Here is a 20,663-nt window from a genome sequence, read left to right as displayed (position 1 = left end):
CCCGCCGAAGCGGGTCAGTAACTGACGTTTTTGTCATATGAAAAATACCTGGTAATCCCGCTTTTTCGCTTCAGGGTTAAGCGACATGAGAGAGACAGCATTGAAAAGCGCCATCAAAGGGTCTATTTTCCCTTTTCCGCTGGCCTGCTTGGTGATCAGAATTGCGTTCCCTTTTGGCTCTACGCGGGCGTTGCCAACGCACCAGGCCATCATTGGCTGATTACCATGAATAAGAATCCCCTCTGCCAGCTTACGCTCAGTAGTTTTTATCGCTCCACCAAGGCGCCAGCCCTGACTTATACCAACGACTAAATCAGCAGGAATATCCTCTTCTATCATTGCGTCAAGTATTTGCCCAACACCTGACGGGTCAATTCCGATCTTGTCTAATAATTCAGCCTCATAGAGCCGCTTAACATAAAGTGCGACCTCTAAAGTGTCTTGCCCTATCTGTTTAACCAATGTGAGATCGCCTGAGGCCACAAAATCATGCAACCTTGATGCTTCACTTTTCCGGCGTTTTAAAACTATTTCGTGTGCCCATGCATGGCACCAGCAAAGCCATTCTCGCGTTTCCTTATCGCGACCTACCGCCGACATACCGAGCAAATCATCTAAGCCGCCGCCGTCGATTCCTACAGTAACTACCTCGCAACGTCGCATGATTTCATCAAACGTTACTTGCTTTTTCCCCTGCGGCTCCCAGAAATCAACTCCAGCCCATCGATCACTTCTCAGGTTCAGTCCGATCTCAATGTTAAGATGCTTGGCCAAGAACTGTTGCAGTGTGCCATCAGTTTTTGCCTGGTTCTTTCTAAGCTGGTCCTCGATCCATTCAGCGCTAACGGAACGACCAATATTAGGGTTTGTGATGTAGAAATTTTCAGGCAACAGGTACGCCTTACCTTCCACCATAGCATCAGGGAATTCATAGAGAACCCCGAGTGTTTTTGGATCCTTTATCGTTCCATCACGCACAGCACGCCAATAATCAAGGCGTTCCTTAAATACACCAGCTGGCGGGTCATCGCTTTGCGTAGTCAAGAAAATAACCCAACCTTCATTTCTCGACACTTGCCCGCCAAGAGCCTCCATAAACATGGCTTCAGCGTTCTGACGCTTGCCGAAAAGCCAGAGCTCATCAACGAGGATGCGACCAGCTTTCTTTCCTGAAACGGTATCAGTATCAGCCGCAACAACCTTCAATGTATTGCGCGTTACGCGGTGGGTTATCGTCCTGATATGGTCCTGAATCTGAAACATGTCAGACAGTTCATCATCGGCGCGGATCATGCCGGCAGCTGGTTTGAAGCTGTTGTCAGCAACCTCTTTTGTTGGCGCCAAGATCAGGTGTTCCTCATCCTCTCGCCAGCAGAGAATTAAAGCTGTGAGCATAATTCCAGCTGCAATAGTCGATTTTGTATTTTTCTTACTAATGAGGAGGCCATATTCACGAATAAGCTGATTGCCCGTTTCAGCTTCGTAACCGCCAAAAATCGCTCTCACATAATCGAAAACCCAGGGCTCTGAGCACTCTCCGAATGTTGGCTTACCTGGTAAATCAGAAACGCGGAGCTCTTTGAAAATGCCAAGGGCATAATCAGCCTGATCAGGAAAAATTGGCGGAGGGATTATCGATTCGCGGGCAACAAGCCGCTTTTCCCAATCAGGGCATGCTGTTGTCCACTGCACCATAAGTTACCCATTATTGTTGACTACCAGTTTTGGTGGCGCCATAGCGCCAAACTTGCTGGCGCTTGCAGCCACTTTTGCAGCTGCGTTTCTAGCATCTTTCTTTCCACCTTCACCTTTCTTTGGATGAAGATATGGCAGCATTGCCTTTGCTGCATCTTTTCTGACGTCGATTTCCTCCGTCACGTCGTTCATGATCGACTTAAGAAAATCAAGCGGGTCATCAAATTCTTTAACAGTATTGTTAACAAGAGGAGGAGGAGAAATCGCGGCCTCAGCCTGATGATCAACACGGACTTTCTCACCTTGTTTTTTCTTCATAAACGCGATGACGTCCGGGTCTTTCTTCAGCTGCGAACCCTTGGAACGCGCCGATTTCTCAGAATAGCCAGCCTTGATAGCAGCGGCGACTTGAGTTGAACCAGACATCAGCGCCAATGCAAACTTGCGCTTCTGCCCTGTTAACATGTTTACACCCTCCAAAGGGGATTTTTTCTACGCGTGAGAGGGGGCGCGGTGTCCAGGGCGATCGACGTTTACCTTTCGCCCCTCCCCCCCCCATATGGCAATGGTACGAATGAGAATAGACATCACTTAATTTGATATAGTTTCAAATGAAACTAAATATCGACGTGATTGATATTAGTTATCATTTTCATCAGATCACGATGACACTATCGATTCGCACCGAGGAAGGCACTGAATGCTTCAGCGCTTCGACATCTGGCTGACTTGTCGATGCCTCTCTTGCTGATTTTCCAGCATGACACTCGATGCACAGCGTCCAGAGGTTAGATTCATCATTGTCACCACCAAACTGCATGGCGATGCGGTGATCTAGTTCACTGTCGTGCAAGTCAACTACACGCCCACACATACAGCACTTACCGCTATCACGAACATACACACGACGCTTCAGGCTAACCCTTGCACTGCCGCTTACGCGCCTATGCTCACCATAGATGGGCTTTATCCGTCGGGTGTCGATAGCCTTGAGCCTTGGCTGGAGTGTTTTAAGCTTGGCCATTGATCCTCCATGCCCGGCGGCGTTCAGTACGTGGCGATCCATCTGGGTGACTCTCAACAGGATCACCATCTGCATGGTCTACCAGAGACCAGCAGGGATAAATAACATTCCCAGCGTATGCATCACCCACCGCGTAATCAGCCGGCTTTCGGGTATCCCAGCGGTTCAGTACGCGCTCAATCTGCTGTCGCGGAACGCTGTAACACACGCCGTGTATCAGGCGCGGTAGCGCGATGAAGTCAGCACGTGTCTTGTCAGCCACTATCAACCGTTCAGCTATCTGCATCTGATACTGTGGCGGTCGGCCGGTACCAAGATAAAAACTCACCAGCGAATCAGGGTAGCGCTGTAGCCACCCTTCAACCTGGGGAAGGAAGTTTGGTACTGGCTCAGCGTCGTCCTCAACCACAACAACACGGAAAATCTGAGCAGCAGCCCATTCAAGCGCGCGACGGTGGTTCCAGTTGGCGCCATTGTCGCCTTCATCAATCAGCAAATGAGCCTGAAGCGATGTGGCAAGCGCATCTGCCTGGGTCCGTCTGGAATGATGGCCGACTACAACAAACTTTATTTGTGCTTCCACCATGCGTACTCCCTTCCAATACCATCAGTGCGGAATACGGTATGCGCGCGCGGGCCGGTAATGACACGGTCGCCAAATGTTTTGGCAACAATGCCAAACGCAATCATGTCCCCTACCGCAGCAGATGCCTTCTCCATCTTCCAGAATCGATAGCTCTCTATCCGATAGAACAAACGAACGATGGCATGTGCAAACGCCATGATGTCTTCACGCTGGCCGCCCAGCAATCCGGCATTCAGCATCACATCATTGCGATGCCGATCGAGGAAATCCTGATAAATGCGTTCGGGGTGCTTCTCCTTGGCCCAGGCGTCTGCGTAGGTCTTCGGTTCTGAACCGACATAAACCTTGCCGGGCTCCATTTCATCCCAAGGAGCCCTAAGCATTTCCACGTCAGTGCCATCTGTACACCAAACAAACCGGTATTCAGGATGATCGCGTAAGTGCTGCCAGATGTGCAGCCACCGGCGGAAGTAGACGTTCATCTTCACATCCGGAACGCGGTACAGCTCAACATCCAGTGGGGCATCCTGGAGCTCATCCACTAAAGCAACACGTTTGCATTGCTGAAGTGAAGCTGCCCACTCCGCCAGCACGGCAGGTGATGCAGGCATTTTCGTGCCGCGTTGCGGGTCTGGCTGGCTGGTAAGAAGCGTTGTGATAACCACATCGCGCAGTGACCGGTATTCAACATATCCGGTAAAACCAGCGTCACGACGCTCGTTATGGATCTTCACATTACGTTCAACTAGAGCAATCCGATCAGGCTTTGGTACCGATCGCTCCACCGCCTCATGCTCATCGAGTGAGTGAATCAGTGATGCCGAACCAACAACATCGGCATAGGCCCAAGCGGTCAACCCCGCATTGTGAATGCGAAGCGCCAGATCACTATGCTCGTACATACCACGGCCATAAACAGGGTCAAATCCTCCAACCTGTTCAATAGCGCTGCGATGATAGTAAAGCATCACTCCACGCTGCCCTGTGTAGGCGACGTGCTCATCATCAGCATACAGTACTGCAAGATCCTGAAGCTTTCTTGGACCAGCTAGATCAAGGAATTGGTATGCCAAGTGCGGTTCTGGTGAGGCCATGTATGGAAGATGCCAACCGTCCGCAATAGGCCACGCGTCATCGTCCCATAAGAACAGGTGTTCGCAACCGGCACTAATTAACGCCTCAAGGCTGGAATTTTTCGTTGCCACAATACCGCGAGATTCTTCATGTCTGAAAAGCTGAATCCCATCAGGAACAGCTGCTGCCGGGTTTGAACCATCGTCTACAACAACCACCAGCGCACCAGGTGGCAAATGCTTAAGGTGTTGCGAGATAGCCCTTGCTAGCACTTCTGGCCGCTGATACGTCGATATTGCTATACCAATACGTGAAAAAGCCTGCTTGTTGGCAGGCTCATAAGGAACACCGTCAATAAACACCTGCATGGTTATACCTTACTGCTCAGCAGGATTGGTATAAGTTGCCACCGTGCGGTTATCGCTGTTAACCAGATAGGCAGTATCACCAGGCAACAGAGTTAGCTTTAGCAACTCACCCGTGCAAGCGTAGGCATATACAGCCTTCTCGGATCTCTTCCACTCGATGGAGTCAACAGCGTTGATAATTTCGTTTCGGCTTGAAGTAATGATTTTCAGTGTGAACATGGTTATTTCTCTTGGTGGTGGTAGTGGTAATAAAAAAGCCACCAGCCCGCTGATGCAGGTTGATGGCTCGTTAGTAGCATTGAATCAGCCACTCACTGAATGGCTGTTGCGATGCTTATGAACCAACTAACTCGAACAGAGGGAGTGCCTCTTTGCTTTCTTGGATCGACTTCATGGTTCGGGAAATGATGTCAGGGAACTCAGTCGTGCGGTTAAACTGCTGCTCGAACAAGTTCGCTTTGAAAGGACTGTCAGCTACGAACTCAATGGCCAGCGCTGCCGCTGCTGTGTCGTAACCAACCAGCATTAACAATCGGAGGCGAATACTCTGCCCCTGTGTAATTTCTACCGTTTCTGACATTAAAGCCTCCAGTTTTCAGGGCATAAAAAATCCCCGCAATTGCGAGGCTATATTTCGCAGCGTTGCCACGCTTGTCAGAGTTGCTAGGCCACTTGCGGCTTACCCGCCAGCAAGACGTGATCACCTCCTGCAGGGCTTCACTGTCTCATTCCTTGTCGGGGGAATTTTGCTCCGAGCTTTTTTCAATGTCTCGCATCTGCTCGTTGTACTCGTTCTCGAAATTCTTTGGAGGAAATGTGCTCATTGTTTTCACCTCGATTTTAATCGCCTGAAATCTCAACCGATTCGCCTGTTACTAGTTCATGGCGGAAGCACTTATTGGTCAGCCAATCCCAGCGGGTTAGCGCAGATACGACAAGCAACCATTTCATACCACGGCGCAGCGTGACCCTGTATGTCATAATCATTTAGAATTTCCTGCTGGTTAGTTGGATATAACCCCGGCGATGCAGTTGAGCACCACGCGATGATTCAGTGTGTTTATTCTGTCAAAGGCACTCAATGAATGCCTTTTGCAGAATTTTGTATATTGGGAGCACCCATTCAGCACGTCAGGGAGCCAAGGCCAACAGCAAAGCTGCCCAGAGGTGGCGTAACTTTGCTAAAGACGGTTTGGAGGTGCTCTTTAATCAGCTTCCACTGCTCCTCGCTTGGTAATTCGCCATGAAGCTCAACGAATCCCTGCAACCAATATGCGAATTGCTCTGGTGTCATTCAGTTTCTCCCGGCGGCTTCCCGCCATTGGTTCAGCGTGGCCACCTGGCCGGCGCAGATTGATAGGGCTGTTTGAAGCGCCAGCGCGTGGCTGCCGATATCCCCCCATGTATCACCCTGCAGTTTTGGTTGCTCGCAGGGGGTGAATACCGATTCAGGGGGCAACAGAACGATTGGCGCTGGCGGTGCTGGTATCCGTTCCGCGCAGGAGCTCAAGAACAGCATCAGGCATGCGCTCAGCAGCACATTTGTTGTTTTTGATCGCATCCCGGTATTTCCTTTGATAGATATCGGCCTGCTGGCGCAACTGCTGTTCCTGCTGTTGCTGGGCTGCCATCAGCACTCGGTTCTGTGCATCCTGGGTTTGCAGTGTGGCAATCAATCCGGCCTGCTGGTCCAACATCTTCTGTTGTTCCGTGTTCTGCTGGCGCGTCAACTCCAGCCGGTGCGACAACAACGAGCTATAACCACCAAGGCAGATTGATACCACCAGCATAATCAACAGGCCGCTGCCTGCTAATTTAGTCAACCACCCACTCATAGCAAAACCTTGCGGGCGATGTCGTAGCGAGCCTGACGGTCAGAAAAGCCATTGACGCCGCCATTGATACGTTTGGTCACCCATTCGATGTCGTTTGCATTGCGGCCACAGTCGCGAGACTTCCAGAACCAGCCGGCAGATCGCATGGCGTTAGCGTCGCTCTCCAACTGTTGGGGATTCCCTACCAGATCAAGCTTCAGCGCGGTACCGCATGCTCGGTAATTATCCTGACCTGTAATCTGAATCAGGCCACGGCCGCGATATTTCCACCCGTCACCGCGTGATTTATTGCCAAGGCGATCGGCGTATACCAGGTTGGCGATAGCTTCCTGATTGGCCGGGTGTGCTGCCGTACGGCCTAACATGTCAGACTGGTAAACCGTGATGCGTTTGCCAAACGTAGCCAGCAGCCCTTGCGGCGTGTAATTCAGGCTCTCTACTGTCCGGGTAAACCCTCCAGACTCGTGGCCAACCTGCGCAATAAACATTGCCTGCGCTGCTGGTTTGGTAATGCCGAACTCAGCGAAAGCAACGACCAGGTGCGGATACCAACGCGCAGCTAATCCGGCGCTTATACCGGCCGCCTGTTGAAAGTCGTTTTGTGTCATTGTGGCCTCAGGGAATACAACAGCTTCGCGATATTCCCTTTAACCCGGTACAGCGCGATGCAGATTATTAGATTGGCAGCGATAACGCCCCAGTGTGTGTCCTGATACTGCTGGGCTATGAAACGGAACGGGATCCACGAATAAACCGCGATGAGGAACCATGCGAGCCAGGCTACCCATGCCCGGTGACGGTATCCAGTCTTTCTGAAGAATGCCAGCCGGCAGACAATGGCCGAACACAGCAGCACATTCATTACCACCATCGGATCGCTTTGGGTTAGTCGGAACCACATCAGCGCTAACTCGTTAGTTACCATTCGAACCTCCTCGCCACTTGCTAAATAGTGACGTCGGATCCTCCATCTTCTCACTGATGAAGGTCAGCAATTTGACGGCCACCGCCGAAATGATCAGTGCGCCGAGCGGCTCTAATGGGGTGTCGTTGTAATTCAGCCACCCCGCAAGCTTTGCCCCTGTGACACTGGCACCCAGAACACCGGTACCGAAGGAAACGACAAAAGAGAATGCTTGCCGGATACGCGGGATATCTTTGGCCTGAGTTACGTAGAACATCGCGCCAATAAAGGCGCCGAAGATAATCCCGTAATCAACGCCTGCCGCCGGTGCCGCAGCGGTGGCAATACCAAACGACACACCGGCGGCGGTGGTTAATGGATCGGACATCGTTACTCCTCATTGCTGTAATTGTCCTCTCCATACCGAGGGCATAAAAAAGCCGGGGTCTATGCCACGGCTAATAGGGTTCAGCCACCAGCCGTAAACGAGTAGGCGATACGGGGTGTGCCAGGTGTGTGTCGGATGTTGGCTGGGGCTGAAAACGAGAAAACCCCGCCGGAGCGAGGTTTTTATTTTGGTGCCGGTCATTACATTTGTGGCACGATATCAAATTAACGCTAAATATGGCCTATTTAATTAACTTTTGCAAGACCTTGCTGCGAAAATATCGTTTTTTGTTGTGATCGTGATCTCGACAGTGAAACTAAACCATCTCGATCCAACCTCAGGAAGACACTGCGCATGCCTGACCAGTAGCCGTTGTAATTCTTCGACCAGTTCGGTGCAGACACGCCTACCAGCTCAGCGAGGTCTTGAAGCTGATATGTGGCAAGCCCTTTCATCTCTGAACGAACATCCTGTGCAGCTAGCCAAATTAAGGCCTTCAACCTATCCAGCGTTTTTGTGGCCACCTTCTGACCATTAAGGCTCTCATTGAATTCTGACCAGCCCCACTGCGTGATCTCCACCTGGTGTTTGAAGTCCAGATCTTGCGCGTAGCACCAGGACAGCCAACTACGCTGATACCCTACCAGCGGATATGCAGCGCGGCGCCATGAGGTTGCTGAAAATGTTTCCGGCTCTATCAGGGCAATTGATCCTGAGCTGGGTCGCGTTTCTGTACCCGGTACCGGATTGCTATGAATAACGATCCGGGTACCGTCTGGCTCTACAATTGTGCGCCGCTTGCGCTTCAGGCGCGTTGTGCTGACCTGTGTTGACTCAGTGAATGCCTGCAACTGCCCTTTCGTTTTCCCGCTTAGGTCAGCTGTTGCCATCATGAAGCTCTCTCGAATGTACTGCAGATATTGCTGGGTCACGATCATGCTTTAATCTCCAGACGTCTGGCCCGCATGCCAGCTCGCCTATACTCCACACTTATGAAATGGCACCGATCGATAACGAATGGTCAATGAACCTGAACCACACCTCGATCTGAGTGCCGTACTCTTCTTCCCACCGTGACATGTCACGATGCAATTCATCGTGATGTTTCCGGCATAGTGGGATGGTAAAAAAATCATGTGCCTTGGTAGCCATGCCGCCTTGGCCATGGCCGATGATGTGGTGTGGGTCGTCGGATGGGTTGCCACAGCACGCGCACGGCTGAGACTTAACCCAGCGGGTAAACTTCTCACTGGTCCAGCGCTCACGCTTTGGGATCTTGAATAATGCCTTTGGCGGCTCCGGATCTATTACCAACACCTTTGCAGCCTTCTTGGCTATCTCCGCTATCTGTTGGGTAGGTGACAAACTGGGGGTAATGTCAGCCTCTCTTCGGTGCCCGGTTGGGATGGTGCGCGGTTTAATGCGTAACGAGGCGGCTGCTACATCATCCGGGATCAGATCAATGACCCCATTTACCCAGGCCCACCAGCACAGTTCCGGCAAGGTCAGTTGGTGGCTCTCATCAAACATGAAGTGAATTCTGGCCCGGTGCACCACGAAGTCAGCAATATTTTGCTCTGCTATCGCTGATAGCTCATCCATTGTCTTATCGCGGTACATATGCGAATGGTGCCAGCACAAACGAATAGCACCGGCGCCATAACGCATGGTCTCCATGTTCTTGTCGTGATAATCGTCCTCGGCACACGCCCACTGGCATTCATTACGGCGATCAAGCCAACTCTCCAGGCTGTTGATGCCACCAGCGGCAGCAAGAACACGCTCATGCTGAAAGAATGGGCGGAAGCGCGGATCGCTGGCCAACTGCTGCTTAACCGCCGGCAGCGCACCAGACGGCATATTGCGAAACTCAGTCGGTACCGTGGCCACGAGCACCCGGTCGCCGAACATCGCCAGCAACTCTGTTCCGGGTTTTAATATGACCTGCCCCAGCTCACGGACAACGATCGGTTTCAGTATCCCTCTCATACCTGCACCTCGCTGATCTGTAGCTCAACCTTGCCGCCCTTGATAACTGGCCCCCACTTGGCATCGATGTGTTTAATTTGGCTGTCATCGAGCCACACACCAGCCTGTGTCATCGCATCAAACAGAGCCTTGAAGAAGTTATCCAGGTCACGACGGGCTTTAGTTGGCGGATAGAACACCACCGCTACAGATATGTCAGCACTGATTGGCTTCGGGCGACGGCGCAGCTGTTCAATTACCTGAGCGATAGCCTCAGTCTGAAATGCCCTGCCGCGCTCACTGACCAAAGTACGACCACGTGATGATCCCTTGTTCGGCGAACGCCAGTAGCCGTTAACGCTTGGTGGGAATGGAAGAGTTAAGAACATGCTTTCAGCTCCCCGTATTGTTCTTTGTAGCGGCTTAGCCAGTACCGATCGGTGCTATATTCCTTAAGCTCTTCTTTCAGCTTGTTCACGTCGTTGGATAGACGGTTTTGTACCCGATGCGCCTCCCGAACCAACGTCTTTGTCTCCTCAGGATCCCCGAACCGCACCAGCGCATGCGCCAGCATATCAAGCTCAAAACGCAGGTCGGCATCATGCTGCCAGAACGGGTATAACTCCCTGCCTCGATAACCCATAACTCGACAGCAGCAAACATGACCAGCTTTCAATTTGACGTGTCCGCGTTTATTAACCCAAAGCAAGCCCCACCCGTGTGGAAGATCATTGATATCGATCAGCCCCTCAGGGCAGATGTAATACCGGTATGTACCCATGCCAGGCGTTGTGCCGTTGCGATGCGGTTTAGCACGGTCAGCAAGAAAATCAGAACGGCTTACCTTCGACTCGACCACAATAGAACCACCATCCCAACCCCAGCGATACCCAAACGCGTCGGCACGTTCTCCACCATACAGGCCGCCTACCTCTGTCATCGCCACCTGACAGCCAGGCCCATTTCCGCTTTCTGGGCGCTTGAGCCACTTTGCAGCGATGACGTTTAGTTCGTTATGTGTCATGCTGCCACCTCTGCCTTGCCAGGCACCAATATCACCGACTGATCGCACTGATTGCCCCAGCTATCCCAGCCATCGTCCTGCTGTCGCGCAAAGAGCTCTATACGAGGCACATCCCCTAGCAACTGAACCAGCTTCTCGCGAAAAACCTCAGGCTTGGCGCTGTGCTCCATGCGTGGTGCTGTGACGTGTTGGCAAATCGATGCATCCAGGCGCGGTGGCAGCTTGCCTTTGACTGCAAACAAGCAGTCCTCGCTGTTGGCTCGGGTCATCCACCCCATACCGATTGCGCTCCCGCCCTTCACTCGGTTGGTCTTATGCCAGGTGAAGCCCTTCATAGTCATCAGGCGGAAACCCCAAGCTCGCATCACCTGCAGCGCTTCTTCGGGTTGAGTCGGTACCCACCACATTGCCAGCAGGCAAGAATCAGCAGCCAAATCCCACACCGGCAACCGGCATATGTCCGCTACGCTCATGGTTGGATATTTAAAACCAGCGCCGCGCTTTCCATCAGCGCATTTATCGTTGTATGACCATGGTGGATCCGCATAAATCAGTGAGTATTTCATGCTGCCTGCTCCTCTACGGCTACCAGGCGGTAGAAATAAACCTGCTTGCCTGTGTCCGGATCCTTCAACGTGCGTTTTTCCTTAACCAGGCCATGCACCTTAGGGTTAACCTCACGCAATCGAGCGCTTATGGCCGCTTGGGTATCAGCCACGAAAAACATCATGAACACGGTTCTTTCCAATTCGCGTAACGTCATCCACTTAGCACCGGCAGCAGCCTGAATAACTCGGCCCATTTGGTTTTCTGGGTTGTCCTTCAGCATGCCTGTGAGGATTAGCCGACGGATGCCGCTGTTAACGCGTTCGCTTTCGAATACATCAACCGGGATCGATAACTTTTTCATGATGACTCCCCCTCTCTTTTCGAACGCAACCGCGCCAGCAGCTCTTCACCCTTGCGTTGATATTTGCCGTCTTTGTCCATCAGTTCTGATGGTGCTGGGATGTACTCTTTGTGGGTGATCTGCGGTGCAGGATTCGGTACACGCTCCCCTTTGGCCAGACGCTTAGCCCACCGGCCGAGGTGTAGCTGAATAGACTTGCGGATCTCACCATCGGTGTAGTTGTGTTGGTGCATCAGGTGGCGAACATCGATCACGATCCAGTACATGACAGGCGCTGACCAGTCGAAGTCCTCAGGCCTTGCATGCCGTCCACGGTTGGCGTTGTAGCGCTTGAACTCTGCTTCAACGTCATCGACAGATGGCAAGCCTGCACTCTCAGCGGCGCCTGTTTTACACCAACCAATGAACTTGCCACAGCTCGGCCAGAAGTCGCTTTCCTGCTGACGCGCCATGCGCATTCCCGCTTGTAGCTGCTCCACGGAGGTGATCCCATTCTCAGCAAACGCGAGGATCCATTGACGCTTTGCTGCTGCGACTTCTGCAGGTGTGCTCAACGCTGTCTGTTTTGCAGCGGGAAAGACTTGCATCAGGTTGGTGAATAACAAATCAACCAATTTTTCCGCATTACCGTTAACCACCCGCGCCTGTGGCTCTGCTGGCATCATTCGCGCCAGGGCGCCACCGTCACGGTTCTGAACAGCACTCATGAATTTATTCATAGGGTGTTCTCCCAGGCTTCAGCAGTATTCCAATGACCACCAGTTGCCGCCGGGCTCGCGCTCAGCTTCAATGTCAGGTCATCCCATTTTTCACGCAGCTTTGACGGGCTCAGGATGTTCTTGCACCAGAACGGATCCCGGTTAGCCTTCGCGAATAACTCACAGATTTGTTTATGGGTATGACCATCCTGGGTGTTCATCAGGCGAATCTCATTTGCCCAGTCAGCCCAGTTTGGTTCTTTTGGTCTTGCCACTTCGCCGTCGCTCTCTGCAGCCTGCTCGTAAAGCTTGACGATGCGTGAGCGGATCCATTCCGCACATTTGAGGTCTTCTGCACTGCCCCAGATTTTTTTCTTGGCACTGAATACCACCGCTTCTGGGTGTCGAGATAAAAACTTCTCATCGTCTGATTCGTCGGGTTGCGGAGCGACCGGACAAGAAGGTTTTTTGTCTTTAGGTTCTAATGACTGGTTCTGGTGCCACGTGGTGCCACAGGGGGTGCCAGCAGGTGACATAGGGGCTGTGTTTTCTGACGCCCCCCCTGTGTTTTCTCCTGCCATACCTGTGCTTTTTGCTACCCTAGGGGCTATGCTTTCTGGTGACACAGGGGTATCCAGAGTCAGCATGTAAATGTTTGATGTATTACCCTTTCCGTTATTTACACCCAAGCGGTTCTCTTTCGAGAGCAGCCCCATTTTTATCAATGCAGTGATATGAGCCTTAACAGCGCTCTTACTGCATTCGCAATGGTCAGCAATATGCTGATATGACGGCCAGCATTCGCCCTTGTCATTGGCGTTATCAGCCATCTTTATCAGCACCAGCTTACGCAGGGGGTTGCCAACCTTTATGCTCATTGCTTGAGCCATCAGGTTCATACTCATGCAGCAGCTCCCGGCGCTGGCAGTGCCAAATACTTAAAGCGATCCACAACTTCCTGCAATGCGCTGTGGGTGACAGGCAACCAGCCGCCCGGTATTCTCATCACATAACGCAACGGCACTGGCGGTTTAGCGCAGCTCGCAGCTACACAACGAAATTGCCCACGCAAACGAGATTCTGTTAATCTGTTCATGCGTTAATTACTCCACACGTTTAGTTAATGCGCCCGACGCCACAGACCGCATATCTGTGGCGTCACCCTCTCCAAACAACATCTCTGTAACGACCATGATTTCTGCCACCAAACACTGCACCCGATAGCCTTTGGCTTTCATGCGTCTGCTTTCTTCGCGATCCAGAACACCGTCTGATGTTGACTCGTTATGGAAGCGAGCGAACTGGCCCAGAGACGCCAGCAGATCGTTAAATTTGTAAAGCAGCTCCTCATTGCCCATCTGCTCAATTTCCGGCAGCTTCACGAATACGCCACCAGCGTGCTTACACATCGCCTCGGTGATATCGCTACGTCCTGAGATTGACTCCATTTCTACTGCCATACCCAACGGCACTACCTGCCCTGATACCTGGCGGACACGGTTACGCAGTGCGTTTTCAGTACCGGCTACTGGATCCAACTCCTTGGCCATCGCGGTGTACTTACCTGGGAACTGAGTGATCAGCTTGTGTATCGCTTCGCTGATGTCGTCCTGGGTTGGAAAGTCTTTGTTGTCCACAAGGTTTCTCCGCTTCTGTGGTTTTGGTTAAGCCGCCGGAGCGGTAGACTTTTTGTAATAAGATGGATCGTAGGTAAGCTTTCCTTTGGTTAACCGTTCAAGTTTCATTGCTTGACGCTCTGGAATTACGCTGTCCCACTGACAAACAGCACTATGAGTAATGCCCAAAGCCGCGGCGGCTTTTGTTGGCCCATCATAGAATTTAAGGACGATGGTTTTTAACATGCTTGTCTCCGTAAAAGTTAGCATACTTACATGCTATAACGTCAGCATACTTACGTCAATAAAATGTAAGATAGCTAACGTTGAAATTTGGAGTATGAGATGAACACCGTTGGCAGTCGCATACGCTTCAGAAGGCGCCAGTTAAAGCTGACCCAGAAAGACATTGCTGAATACGTTGGTGTATCTGCGTCTGCAGTTACTCAATGGGAAAGTGATGCGGCTGGTCTGTCTGGTGATAGCCTACTTAAAGCATCTCTAATTTTAAAATGTTCCCCAGAATGGCTGCAGTTAGGAAAAGGTGAGATCGAGACAGGTGTTGATTTGGCATCTGCATCCGTCAAACTAGTGCCCGTTATATCCTGGGTACAAGCTGGTGCGTGGACTGAAACTCTTCATGATACTTCCCATGAACTTGTTAAAACCTCAGCCAAAGTTTCTGATTCTGCCTTTGCTTTGAGGGTCAAAGGCGATTCAATGACCTCTAATGGCTCTATGAGCATACCTGAAGGGGCCATTGTTATTGTTGACCCTGAATATGGGTTCATTGAGGATGCAAATGAAAAAATTGTCATTGCTCAAACCTCTAATGGCTCAGAGGCAACAATCAAGAAACTCATAATTGATGCTCCTAACGCCTATTTAATGCCATTGAATCATGCATTTAAACCTATTGAAGTTGATGAAAATACTAAGCTCATCGGCATTGTAAAACAAATAATAATCGACCTGCCATAAGCCCCACAACAAGCCCTGCATCAGCGGGGCTTTTCTTTGTCAAAAAAATAAAAGTAAGTTTACTTACAAATTAATCTTGACTTGAAATGTAAGTAATCTAATATTAACCCATCAACAGCGAACAGGCAGGACGCCCACGAAGTAGCCGCCCGAGGCACACGAAGATCGGGATGATTCGCTTACCAGGGTCACAGCAGAGGGTTACACGATGCAACTCGAACAGAACGCCAATTGGCAGACCAAAGCTCGCGGCGACAACGACAGCGAATATCAGATTTACCTGGCCTGCGCTGATGACGGCAAAGGCAACGAATTCATGACCGGCAAGCCGTTGAAAACTTATGACGAGTGGCTGGTCAGCTAACACCCACCGCGCCCTACGGGGCGCACCGAGGCAATCATGAGCGTAAAAGGTTGGAAGGCTTTGGTCTATAGCGCGGTTGTTGGTTTGGTTGTTTGGTTGTTGTTAGGTACTTGGATAGTGATGTTCGTCGCCGGGTGACCGGCGCACATCGGAATGCTCACTCGCCCTTTCCCTCAGTTCTGGGAGCGGTGGAGGATCCTAACTCGTGAGTGAGCAGCCCAATGTGAAGCGTCTTTTTACCCCTGTTGCTATCAGCTTCGGCTATGACGGCTTCAGCGGGAACATGAGAACCGGGAGCCTGCCCCATGACGAGAACAGGCACGCGAATGGGGGGCTTAATTATGTGACAGGTAACGGGTTACCCGAAAATTCAAACATGAGAAGAATGCACGTCCTCGCCGTAGGCTGGGGAGCCGGATAACGTAACCGGCACACAACAGGTAAGAGCATTGCACCGGATATGTGGCATAGCAGCCTCTGATGCAAGTTACTGGCGAGGTAGTTAGGCCGGAAAACCGCGTTCAAGCCAAGCGGCGCAAGGTGGTAAAATGTAGTGCTCTTTCCGTTGTGGTATCCGGTGATGGACGGGCTTCCTCCCCGTCTGTGGGTTCAACTCCCATCACCACACCTAATGCGCCGCGCCGGCGGCACTGCAGCGAAAGCAAGCGCAGATATCCGGCGGAGTTTTGCTGTGTGTAGTGAAGCCTTTGCGGCTGCTCTGATTTGGGTTGGTGTCAGCCGCATTTTTTTCACACATCAGGTGGCGTACTGTTCCGGGTTCCCCTTATCCATTTACACAGTATAAAGCCCCGGCGCGGTGCGCCACCTGATGTGTGAGTAATTAACCGGGAGCCAGCGCTATGCGGGTGTCTGGCCTCCATTTTTAAAACCCGATTTTCTCTCTGCGAAAAGTTGCCAATTCTGGCAGGGCTTCGCTTTGCCGAAAATCAGCGTGTGGGAATTAACGTATGAGCTGGATTACCACTTTTACAGGCCGTCACTTGGACTTTGCGGCGCCGACAGTCGAAAGCATCTGTATTGAGGATATAGCCCAGGCACTATCCCATGAGTGCCGGTTTGCCGGCCATCTGCCGAACTTCTACAGCGTGGCGCAACACTCAGTGCTATGCAGCCAAATTGTGGCGCCAGAGTTCGCTCTTGAGGCGCTGATGCACGATGCCACCGAAGCCTATTGCAAAGATATCCCTGCCCCACTGAAGCGCCTGCTGCCGGATTACCAGCTCATCGAAGACCAGCTCGACGCAGTGATCCGCCAGCGCTTCGGCCTTCCTCTGCAGATGGATATCGCTGTGAAGTATGCAGACCTGGTGATGCTGGCTACCGAACGCCGGGATCTTGATATCGACGATGGAAAGGTATGGCCAATGCTGGAAGGCATTTTCCCTTCTGACATCGTGATTAATCCGGTGATGCCGGTGCAGGCGCGGGCAATGTTCGTTGCACGCTTCAATGAGTTGACTGAATGGGGAGTGCTGTAATGATCAACACAATCACGATCGATACCGAAACCCTGGACGTGTTGCCATCGGCAGTACTTCTCTCTATCGGCGCGTTTGGCTTCAATATTGACGACGTTCACCAGACCCAGCAAAGCATCATAAAAGTGGCGCGTGAGGGTGAGTTAGCCGACTACTCAACCAATGCATTTTACTGCCTGGCTGACACTTTCGATCAGTTGATGAAAGGCCGTACCGTCAGCACAGAAACCCAGGCCTTCTGGCGCAAGCAAGGCAAAGAGGCGCAGGAAGCTTTAGTCGGTGACCGCGAACCTCTGTGTCAATCTCTTGGGCTGCTGTCCAACTGGATTAAGCAACACCCCAATGCGCGGATCTTCTTCCGTGGCACCGACTTCGACGGCTCTATCCTTGAGCATGCCTACCGCATGTATGAGATCGAATGCCCGTGGCACTGGGGCGGCAAGCGCGACGTACGCACCTATATCGATGCCATGACCAAAGGCACCAAAGGCTACCTGCCTAAAACCCACCAGCCATGCTTCGCGATGGTTAAGCATAACTCCCTGCATGACGCTATGAACGACGCCGAGCAGATGGCCATTGCCTATCAACTGAATAGCCAACAGGTAGGTTCGGCATGACCGACGTATTGACCTACGAAGCACTGAAGGCTGAGCGCGACCAGCTGGCAGATCTAGTTAATGCGCTTGCCGTGCGTAACGAGCAACTCATGTCATTTGTGATTGAAGGTTTCAACATCGCAGGCCAAGGCGGTTCATGGTGTGGCGGGGACATTCAGGAACTTGGAGAAAAGCTCGGACTATTTGCCAGAGAAACCTACCAACCTGTGCTGCACGGATATCAATGCGGACATGAGCCAGGTGAGGACAGCATTTACGTAATCACCAAATCACCGACTTCTATTGCCCCCGTTGAATTGCGAGCGCAGGGAGTGGAAATGTTAGCTGATTTCCTCGGCAAAAAATATCAATGCGAGAAAGGCACCACTGCTAGAGCAAAGGCACTTAAGCACATCGTATTCCTGTCTTGCCGATTCGCCAACGAGCTGCGGGAGGCCAAATGAAAGAGCGCCCAGTGATTTTCAACGGCGAGATGGTTCGCGCCATTCTCGACGGCCGCAAGACCCAGACGCGGCGGGTTATCAATCCGCAACCAACATTAAGCGAGCGGACAGGGTTTAACTGGAATGGTGCCGCATATGGCATTGGTTCAACATACCGCGACACGGTAAGAAATTTTGCCAACTGCTTTAAGGTCTGCCCATTCGGACAGGTAGGCGATCGGCTAATCCCAGCGATGTACATCCCATCACTCGACAGAAGATATTGCGCAGATGTGTTCGGGGATATTTGGTCGCGGGCTAATTCAGGTGGCGAATGGAGGCGACTTTCTGGCTCCGCAAACAGCAAAGGATATTTAACAGTAACTCCGGCGAGCAATGGGAAGTACAAAACCAGGTCAGTTCATCATTTGGTTTCGGAGGATTTTCTTGGGGAGCGGCCGAAAGGGATGCAAATTAGACACCTTGATGGCTTCCAGAGAAACAATGCCCCTGAAAATTTGGATTATGGAACCCAGGAGCAGAACTGGTCAGACCGACTCGTTAATGGTCTGTCCCTTGGTGAAGATCATCACAACTCCAAGCTTACGACAGAAATCGTAAATGATATCCGTGAATCTCAACTCAGCCAGAGAGCCCTCTCCGTTAAGTATGGGGTATCGCAATCAACCATCTGGTCAGTGCGAAACGCTAAGACATGGAATAAAAATCCAGTAGCTAACCCACCTAACATGCCGCGCAAAGCCTGCCGCATCCTGCTGGAAATCACCGCTGTGCGCGTGGAGCACCTGAACGATATCAGTGACGGTGACGCGATTAGCGAGGGCTGCAGCACCGCCGACATGAAGAGTGGCGACTGTGTAGCTGACGTGTTTGCGCGTCTGTGGGCGTCCATCTACGGCGAAGAAAGCTGGCGCGCCAATCCCTGGGTGTGGGTTATCGAGTTTCGTCGCGTGGAGGTGGGAAAGTGAAAGCATCCGAAATAGACGACCGCCTCTACAGCGAGGCTGTTGAATTTGCTCGCCTGCACGCATCGATCGGCATCGTGGCTATTCAGCGACATTTCCGCATCGGCTTCAACCGCGCAGCGTGGCTTATCGAACGCATGCAGGAAGAAGGCGTCGTAACCGCCCCAGCATGGAATGGCATTCGCACAGTGATTCATGGAGGTAGTGATGCCAGCCAATGAACTGAAGCAGCAGGCTGAAGCACTCGGCATTGTCCTGAGCTTTGATGCGAACTTCTGGAGTATAGGGCCATGCGTCATCGCCACGTTCCCTACGCACAACGGCGGCGGGTGTGATTCAGCATTGGCATGGATGAAGAATTTCAGCAGCCGCGATGACGCGGAAGCCTACGCGCTGAAGATTGCCATCCGCAACGCCAGTCCAGGTGATGCCAGCGAGGAGGCCCAGCATGGCTAAGCGTAAGAGCAACAGAGCGGCGCGGAGAATCATGGGCATGCCTCATTGGCGCAGCAATTCTCAGTTTCAGGCCAAAGAGCGCCACACAGGAATGTGGTTCGTCACTCAGACGAATAGCTGGGAGGTTTTCGAGTCATTCTACCTTTCACGGAAAGCAATCGCTGCACGGCGGGCCGAAGCCCAGGAGAAAGCATTATGAGCGAGAGAGAAGCATTTTTGGAGAGGATAAAATATATCTGTATTGGTCATGGATACACAGAGCAAAACTGGAATAAAGGCCCACATGATTGGAATTATTTTTTCAACATGGGATACCGAGCCAAAGATGCGCGAGAAGCGTTCGATGAAGCGCGGAGGTGCGAATGATGGACAATAAGCTGAGCGAACTGAGCAAGCCGGTGGCGTATGACTATCAGATTGCAGATGCATACATTGCAGATGGCCATAATGAAAATGGGAAATGGGTTTACTGGAATAATAAGCTCTCTCGTTATTGCCCGCCAGATTGGATGGTGGAAGAAGGGAAGGTAACAGAGCTCAAGCCGCTCTACTCGCAAGAGTACGTCTCCGCACTGCTTGCAGAGCTGGAGGCGTCAAAGCAGTACGCGAAAGAGCGCGATGCAGAGAATGAAGGCTTGGCGCTAACTGTTGGACGCTTGCGCGCCGAGCTGGAAGCGAAGACCCTGGAAGGCAGGTGTATCGAGCAAGAGCGGGGGCTTTTCCGCGTTGAGCGCACTGCTCACCAGCAGCATGCACAGGAGCTTGAGAAGCGAATCGCTGAGCTTTCACGCCTGCTGGCGCACAACATCGAGCGCGCTGAAAAAGCAGAAAAGCGGCTGGTATATTCCAAAGATGCTATTGCCACATGGGAGCGAAAAGCAATCAGTAACTTTGACGAGTGCGCGACGATGAGCCAGCGCATCATCGAACTTGAAGCTATCCGATCAGACGCCTCACAGGTGTTCAAAGAAATCGGCAACGAGCTGGGCTGCAATCCTGACAACGAGTCGATCATGATGGCTATCGATAAGCTGAAAGAGCGGCTGGCTACGCCGGTGCGGTTGCTGGGTGAAATGCTAGTTCACGATTGGGAGCACCGCGTTGAACGGCAGGCCGCTTTCGAGCACAGGAAAATAGCGTGGGATGCCCGCTTAGCAGAAGACAAGAAAGCAATCCTGGCCGCTGGCTTCACCTTCACCGTAGAGGGGGATGAGTAGCCATGACCGTCATGACCATAGAACGCGT

General features: G+C 51.9%; 33 protein-coding genes and 2 pseudogenes. 12 read left to right on the top strand and 23 right to left on the bottom strand.

Going from position 1 to position 20,663, the window contains the following annotated elements; all coding sequences use genetic code 11:
- Window positions 1-33: 33 nt before the first annotated feature.
- From WA302_RS02740 to WA302_RS02630, 23 genes are all read right to left on the bottom strand, one after another.
- Window positions 34-1,695 carry a terminase large subunit gene (locus WA302_RS02740; protein ID WP_336062720.1) on the bottom strand — a complete coding sequence of 554 codons (1,662 nt, stop codon included), beginning with the start codon at window positions 1,693-1,695 and terminating at the stop codon, window positions 34-36.
- Between the two features lie 3 nt (window positions 1,696-1,698).
- Window positions 1,699-2,160, bottom strand: a complete 462-nt coding sequence (locus tag WA302_RS02735) for a terminase small subunit (RefSeq protein ID WP_072628214.1) — start codon at window positions 2,158-2,160, stop codon at window positions 1,699-1,701.
- 190 nt (window positions 2,161-2,350) lie between these two features.
- The gene (locus WA302_RS02730; RefSeq protein WP_336062718.1) at window positions 2,351-2,719 is read right to left on the bottom strand and encodes an HNH endonuclease; all 369 of its coding nucleotides are present in this window, start codon (window positions 2,717-2,719) and stop codon (window positions 2,351-2,353) included.
- Window positions 2,706-3,305 (bottom strand): hypothetical protein, encoded by a 600-nt coding sequence (locus tag WA302_RS02725; protein ID WP_336062716.1) that lies wholly within the window; start codon window positions 3,303-3,305, stop codon window positions 2,706-2,708. Before WA302_RS02725 ends, WA302_RS02730 begins: the two co-directional genes overlap by 14 nt.
- Entirely contained in the window at window positions 3,287-4,747 is a 1,461-nt protein-coding gene (locus tag WA302_RS02720; RefSeq protein WP_336062714.1) for a glycosyltransferase family 2 protein, read from the bottom strand. The genes WA302_RS02725 and WA302_RS02720 overlap by 19 nt, the downstream gene beginning before the upstream one ends.
- A 9-nt stretch (window positions 4,748-4,756) precedes the next feature.
- Complete coding sequence (locus tag WA302_RS02715) at window positions 4,757-4,966, bottom strand: hypothetical protein (RefSeq protein WP_336062712.1); 210 nt, start codon at window positions 4,964-4,966, stop codon at window positions 4,757-4,759.
- Between the two features lie 115 nt (window positions 4,967-5,081).
- The gene (locus WA302_RS02710; protein WP_336062710.1) at window positions 5,082-5,327 is read right to left on the bottom strand and encodes a DUF2560 family protein; all 246 of its coding nucleotides are present in this window, start codon (window positions 5,325-5,327) and stop codon (window positions 5,082-5,084) included.
- 543 nt (window positions 5,328-5,870) lie between these two features.
- Window positions 5,871-6,041 carry a hypothetical protein gene (locus WA302_RS02705; protein WP_160312414.1) on the bottom strand — a complete coding sequence of 57 codons (171 nt, stop codon included), beginning with the start codon at window positions 6,039-6,041 and terminating at the stop codon, window positions 5,871-5,873.
- Window positions 6,042-6,266: an Rz1-like lysis system protein LysC gene (lysC, locus tag WA302_RS02700; protein WP_336062707.1), complete on the bottom strand. Its 225-nt coding sequence runs from the start codon at window positions 6,264-6,266 to the stop codon at window positions 6,042-6,044. It abuts the gene before it with no gap.
- Window positions 6,196-6,582 carry a hypothetical protein gene (locus tag WA302_RS02695; protein WP_336062705.1) on the bottom strand — a complete coding sequence of 129 codons (387 nt, stop codon included), beginning with the start codon at window positions 6,580-6,582 and terminating at the stop codon, window positions 6,196-6,198. The genes lysC and WA302_RS02695 overlap by 71 nt, the downstream gene beginning before the upstream one ends.
- Entirely contained in the window at window positions 6,579-7,190 is a 612-nt protein-coding gene (locus WA302_RS02690) for a glycoside hydrolase family 19 protein (protein ID WP_336062703.1), read from the bottom strand. Before WA302_RS02690 ends, WA302_RS02695 begins: the two co-directional genes overlap by 4 nt.
- Window positions 7,187-7,507 carry a phage holin family protein gene (locus tag WA302_RS02685; protein WP_315902334.1) on the bottom strand — a complete coding sequence of 107 codons (321 nt, stop codon included), beginning with the start codon at window positions 7,505-7,507 and terminating at the stop codon, window positions 7,187-7,189. The genes WA302_RS02690 and WA302_RS02685 overlap by 4 nt, the downstream gene beginning before the upstream one ends.
- On the bottom strand, window positions 7,497-7,874 hold the full coding sequence (locus WA302_RS02680) for a phage holin family protein (protein ID WP_261162330.1): 378 nt from the start codon (window positions 7,872-7,874) through the stop codon (window positions 7,497-7,499). The genes WA302_RS02685 and WA302_RS02680 overlap by 11 nt, the downstream gene beginning before the upstream one ends.
- A gap of 245 nt (window positions 7,875-8,119) precedes the next feature.
- Window positions 8,120-8,812 (bottom strand): bacteriophage antitermination protein Q, encoded by a 693-nt coding sequence (locus WA302_RS02675; protein ID WP_336062698.1) that lies wholly within the window; start codon window positions 8,810-8,812, stop codon window positions 8,120-8,122.
- A 52-nt stretch (window positions 8,813-8,864) separates the two neighbouring features.
- Complete coding sequence (locus WA302_RS02670; RefSeq protein WP_336062696.1) at window positions 8,865-9,863, bottom strand: DUF968 domain-containing protein; 999 nt, start codon at window positions 9,861-9,863, stop codon at window positions 8,865-8,867.
- Window positions 9,860-10,231 (bottom strand): RusA family crossover junction endodeoxyribonuclease, encoded by a 372-nt coding sequence (locus WA302_RS02665; protein ID WP_336062694.1) that lies wholly within the window; start codon window positions 10,229-10,231, stop codon window positions 9,860-9,862. Before WA302_RS02665 ends, WA302_RS02670 begins: the two co-directional genes overlap by 4 nt.
- Window positions 10,222-10,866, bottom strand: a complete 645-nt coding sequence (locus WA302_RS02660; protein WP_336062692.1) for an adenylosuccinate synthase — start codon at window positions 10,864-10,866, stop codon at window positions 10,222-10,224. The genes WA302_RS02665 and WA302_RS02660 overlap by 10 nt, the downstream gene beginning before the upstream one ends.
- Entirely contained in the window at window positions 10,863-11,432 is a 570-nt protein-coding gene (locus WA302_RS02655) for an MT-A70 family methyltransferase (protein WP_336062690.1), read from the bottom strand. Before WA302_RS02655 ends, WA302_RS02660 begins: the two co-directional genes overlap by 4 nt.
- Window positions 11,429-11,776 carry a hypothetical protein gene (locus WA302_RS02650; RefSeq protein WP_336062689.1) on the bottom strand — a complete coding sequence of 116 codons (348 nt, stop codon included), beginning with the start codon at window positions 11,774-11,776 and terminating at the stop codon, window positions 11,429-11,431. The genes WA302_RS02655 and WA302_RS02650 overlap by 4 nt, the downstream gene beginning before the upstream one ends.
- Window positions 11,773-12,495, bottom strand: coding sequence for a replication protein P (locus tag WA302_RS02645; RefSeq protein WP_336062687.1), 723 nt, complete (start codon window positions 12,493-12,495; stop codon window positions 11,773-11,775). Before WA302_RS02645 ends, WA302_RS02650 begins: the two co-directional genes overlap by 4 nt.
- Entirely contained in the window at window positions 12,492-13,379 is an 888-nt protein-coding gene (locus WA302_RS02640) for a helix-turn-helix domain-containing protein (RefSeq protein ID WP_336062685.1), read from the bottom strand. The genes WA302_RS02645 and WA302_RS02640 overlap by 4 nt, the downstream gene beginning before the upstream one ends.
- Window positions 13,380-13,577: 198 nt before the next feature.
- The gene (locus WA302_RS02635) at window positions 13,578-14,111 is read right to left on the bottom strand and encodes a YmfL family putative regulatory protein (protein WP_336062683.1); all 534 of its coding nucleotides are present in this window, start codon (window positions 14,109-14,111) and stop codon (window positions 13,578-13,580) included.
- 27 nt (window positions 14,112-14,138) lie between these two features.
- Window positions 14,139-14,336 (bottom strand): Cro/CI family transcriptional regulator, encoded by a 198-nt coding sequence (locus WA302_RS02630; RefSeq protein ID WP_336062681.1) that lies wholly within the window; start codon window positions 14,334-14,336, stop codon window positions 14,139-14,141.
- 99 nt (window positions 14,337-14,435) lie between these two features.
- Here WA302_RS02630 and WA302_RS02625 point away from each other — a divergent pair, with 99 nt between their 5' ends.
- From WA302_RS02625 to WA302_RS02570, 12 genes and pseudogenes are all read left to right on the top strand, one after another.
- Entirely contained in the window at window positions 14,436-15,071 is a 636-nt protein-coding gene (locus WA302_RS02625; RefSeq protein WP_261162319.1) for a LexA family protein, read from the top strand.
- Between the two features lie 208 nt (window positions 15,072-15,279).
- Window positions 15,280-15,435 (top strand): hypothetical protein, encoded by a 156-nt coding sequence (locus tag WA302_RS02620; RefSeq protein ID WP_187961418.1) that lies wholly within the window; start codon window positions 15,280-15,282, stop codon window positions 15,433-15,435.
- A 968-nt stretch (window positions 15,436-16,403) separates the two neighbouring features.
- Entirely contained in the window at window positions 16,404-16,934 is a 531-nt protein-coding gene (locus WA302_RS02615) for an HD family hydrolase (RefSeq protein ID WP_336062677.1), read from the top strand.
- Window positions 16,934-17,554 carry a 3'-5' exonuclease gene (locus WA302_RS02610; protein ID WP_336062675.1) on the top strand — a complete coding sequence of 207 codons (621 nt, stop codon included), beginning with the start codon at window positions 16,934-16,936 and terminating at the stop codon, window positions 17,552-17,554. Before WA302_RS02615 ends, WA302_RS02610 begins: the two co-directional genes overlap by 1 nt.
- The gene (locus tag WA302_RS02605; RefSeq protein WP_336062674.1) at window positions 17,551-17,997 is read left to right on the top strand and encodes a hypothetical protein; all 447 of its coding nucleotides are present in this window, start codon (window positions 17,551-17,553) and stop codon (window positions 17,995-17,997) included. Before WA302_RS02610 ends, WA302_RS02605 begins: the two co-directional genes overlap by 4 nt.
- A gap of 233 nt (window positions 17,998-18,230) precedes the next feature.
- Window positions 18,231-18,509, top strand: a pseudogene (locus tag WA302_RS02600) (HNH endonuclease); the annotation flags it as partial.
- Window positions 18,510-18,722: 213 nt separating this feature from the next.
- Window positions 18,723-18,965: pseudogene (locus tag WA302_RS02595) on the top strand (morphogenetic protein); the annotation flags it as partial.
- The gene (locus tag WA302_RS02590; RefSeq protein WP_336062672.1) at window positions 18,962-19,183 is read left to right on the top strand and encodes a DNA translocase FtsK; all 222 of its coding nucleotides are present in this window, start codon (window positions 18,962-18,964) and stop codon (window positions 19,181-19,183) included. The pseudogene WA302_RS02595 and the gene WA302_RS02590, both read left to right, overlap by 4 nt.
- Window positions 19,170-19,418: a hypothetical protein gene (locus WA302_RS02585; protein WP_336062670.1), complete on the top strand. Its 249-nt coding sequence runs from the start codon at window positions 19,170-19,172 to the stop codon at window positions 19,416-19,418. Before WA302_RS02590 ends, WA302_RS02585 begins: the two co-directional genes overlap by 14 nt.
- Complete coding sequence (gene sra / locus WA302_RS02580) at window positions 19,411-19,617, top strand: stationary-phase-induced ribosome-associated protein (protein WP_336062668.1); 207 nt, start codon at window positions 19,411-19,413, stop codon at window positions 19,615-19,617. Before WA302_RS02585 ends, sra begins: the two co-directional genes overlap by 8 nt.
- Entirely contained in the window at window positions 19,614-19,784 is a 171-nt protein-coding gene (locus WA302_RS02575) for a hypothetical protein (protein WP_197837056.1), read from the top strand. Before sra ends, WA302_RS02575 begins: the two co-directional genes overlap by 4 nt.
- Window positions 19,781-20,635 carry a hypothetical protein gene (locus WA302_RS02570; protein WP_336062665.1) on the top strand — a complete coding sequence of 285 codons (855 nt, stop codon included), beginning with the start codon at window positions 19,781-19,783 and terminating at the stop codon, window positions 20,633-20,635. The genes WA302_RS02575 and WA302_RS02570 overlap by 4 nt, the downstream gene beginning before the upstream one ends.
- Window positions 20,636-20,663 lie beyond the last annotated feature (28 nt).

The organism is Serratia sp. 201 (assembly GCF_037027545.1).
Lineage (GTDB): Bacteria > Pseudomonadota > Gammaproteobacteria > Enterobacterales > Enterobacteriaceae > Serratia > Serratia bockelmannii.
Note: the sequence above shows the minus strand (reverse complement) of the source record. Positions and strands in the feature narration are given on the sequence as shown.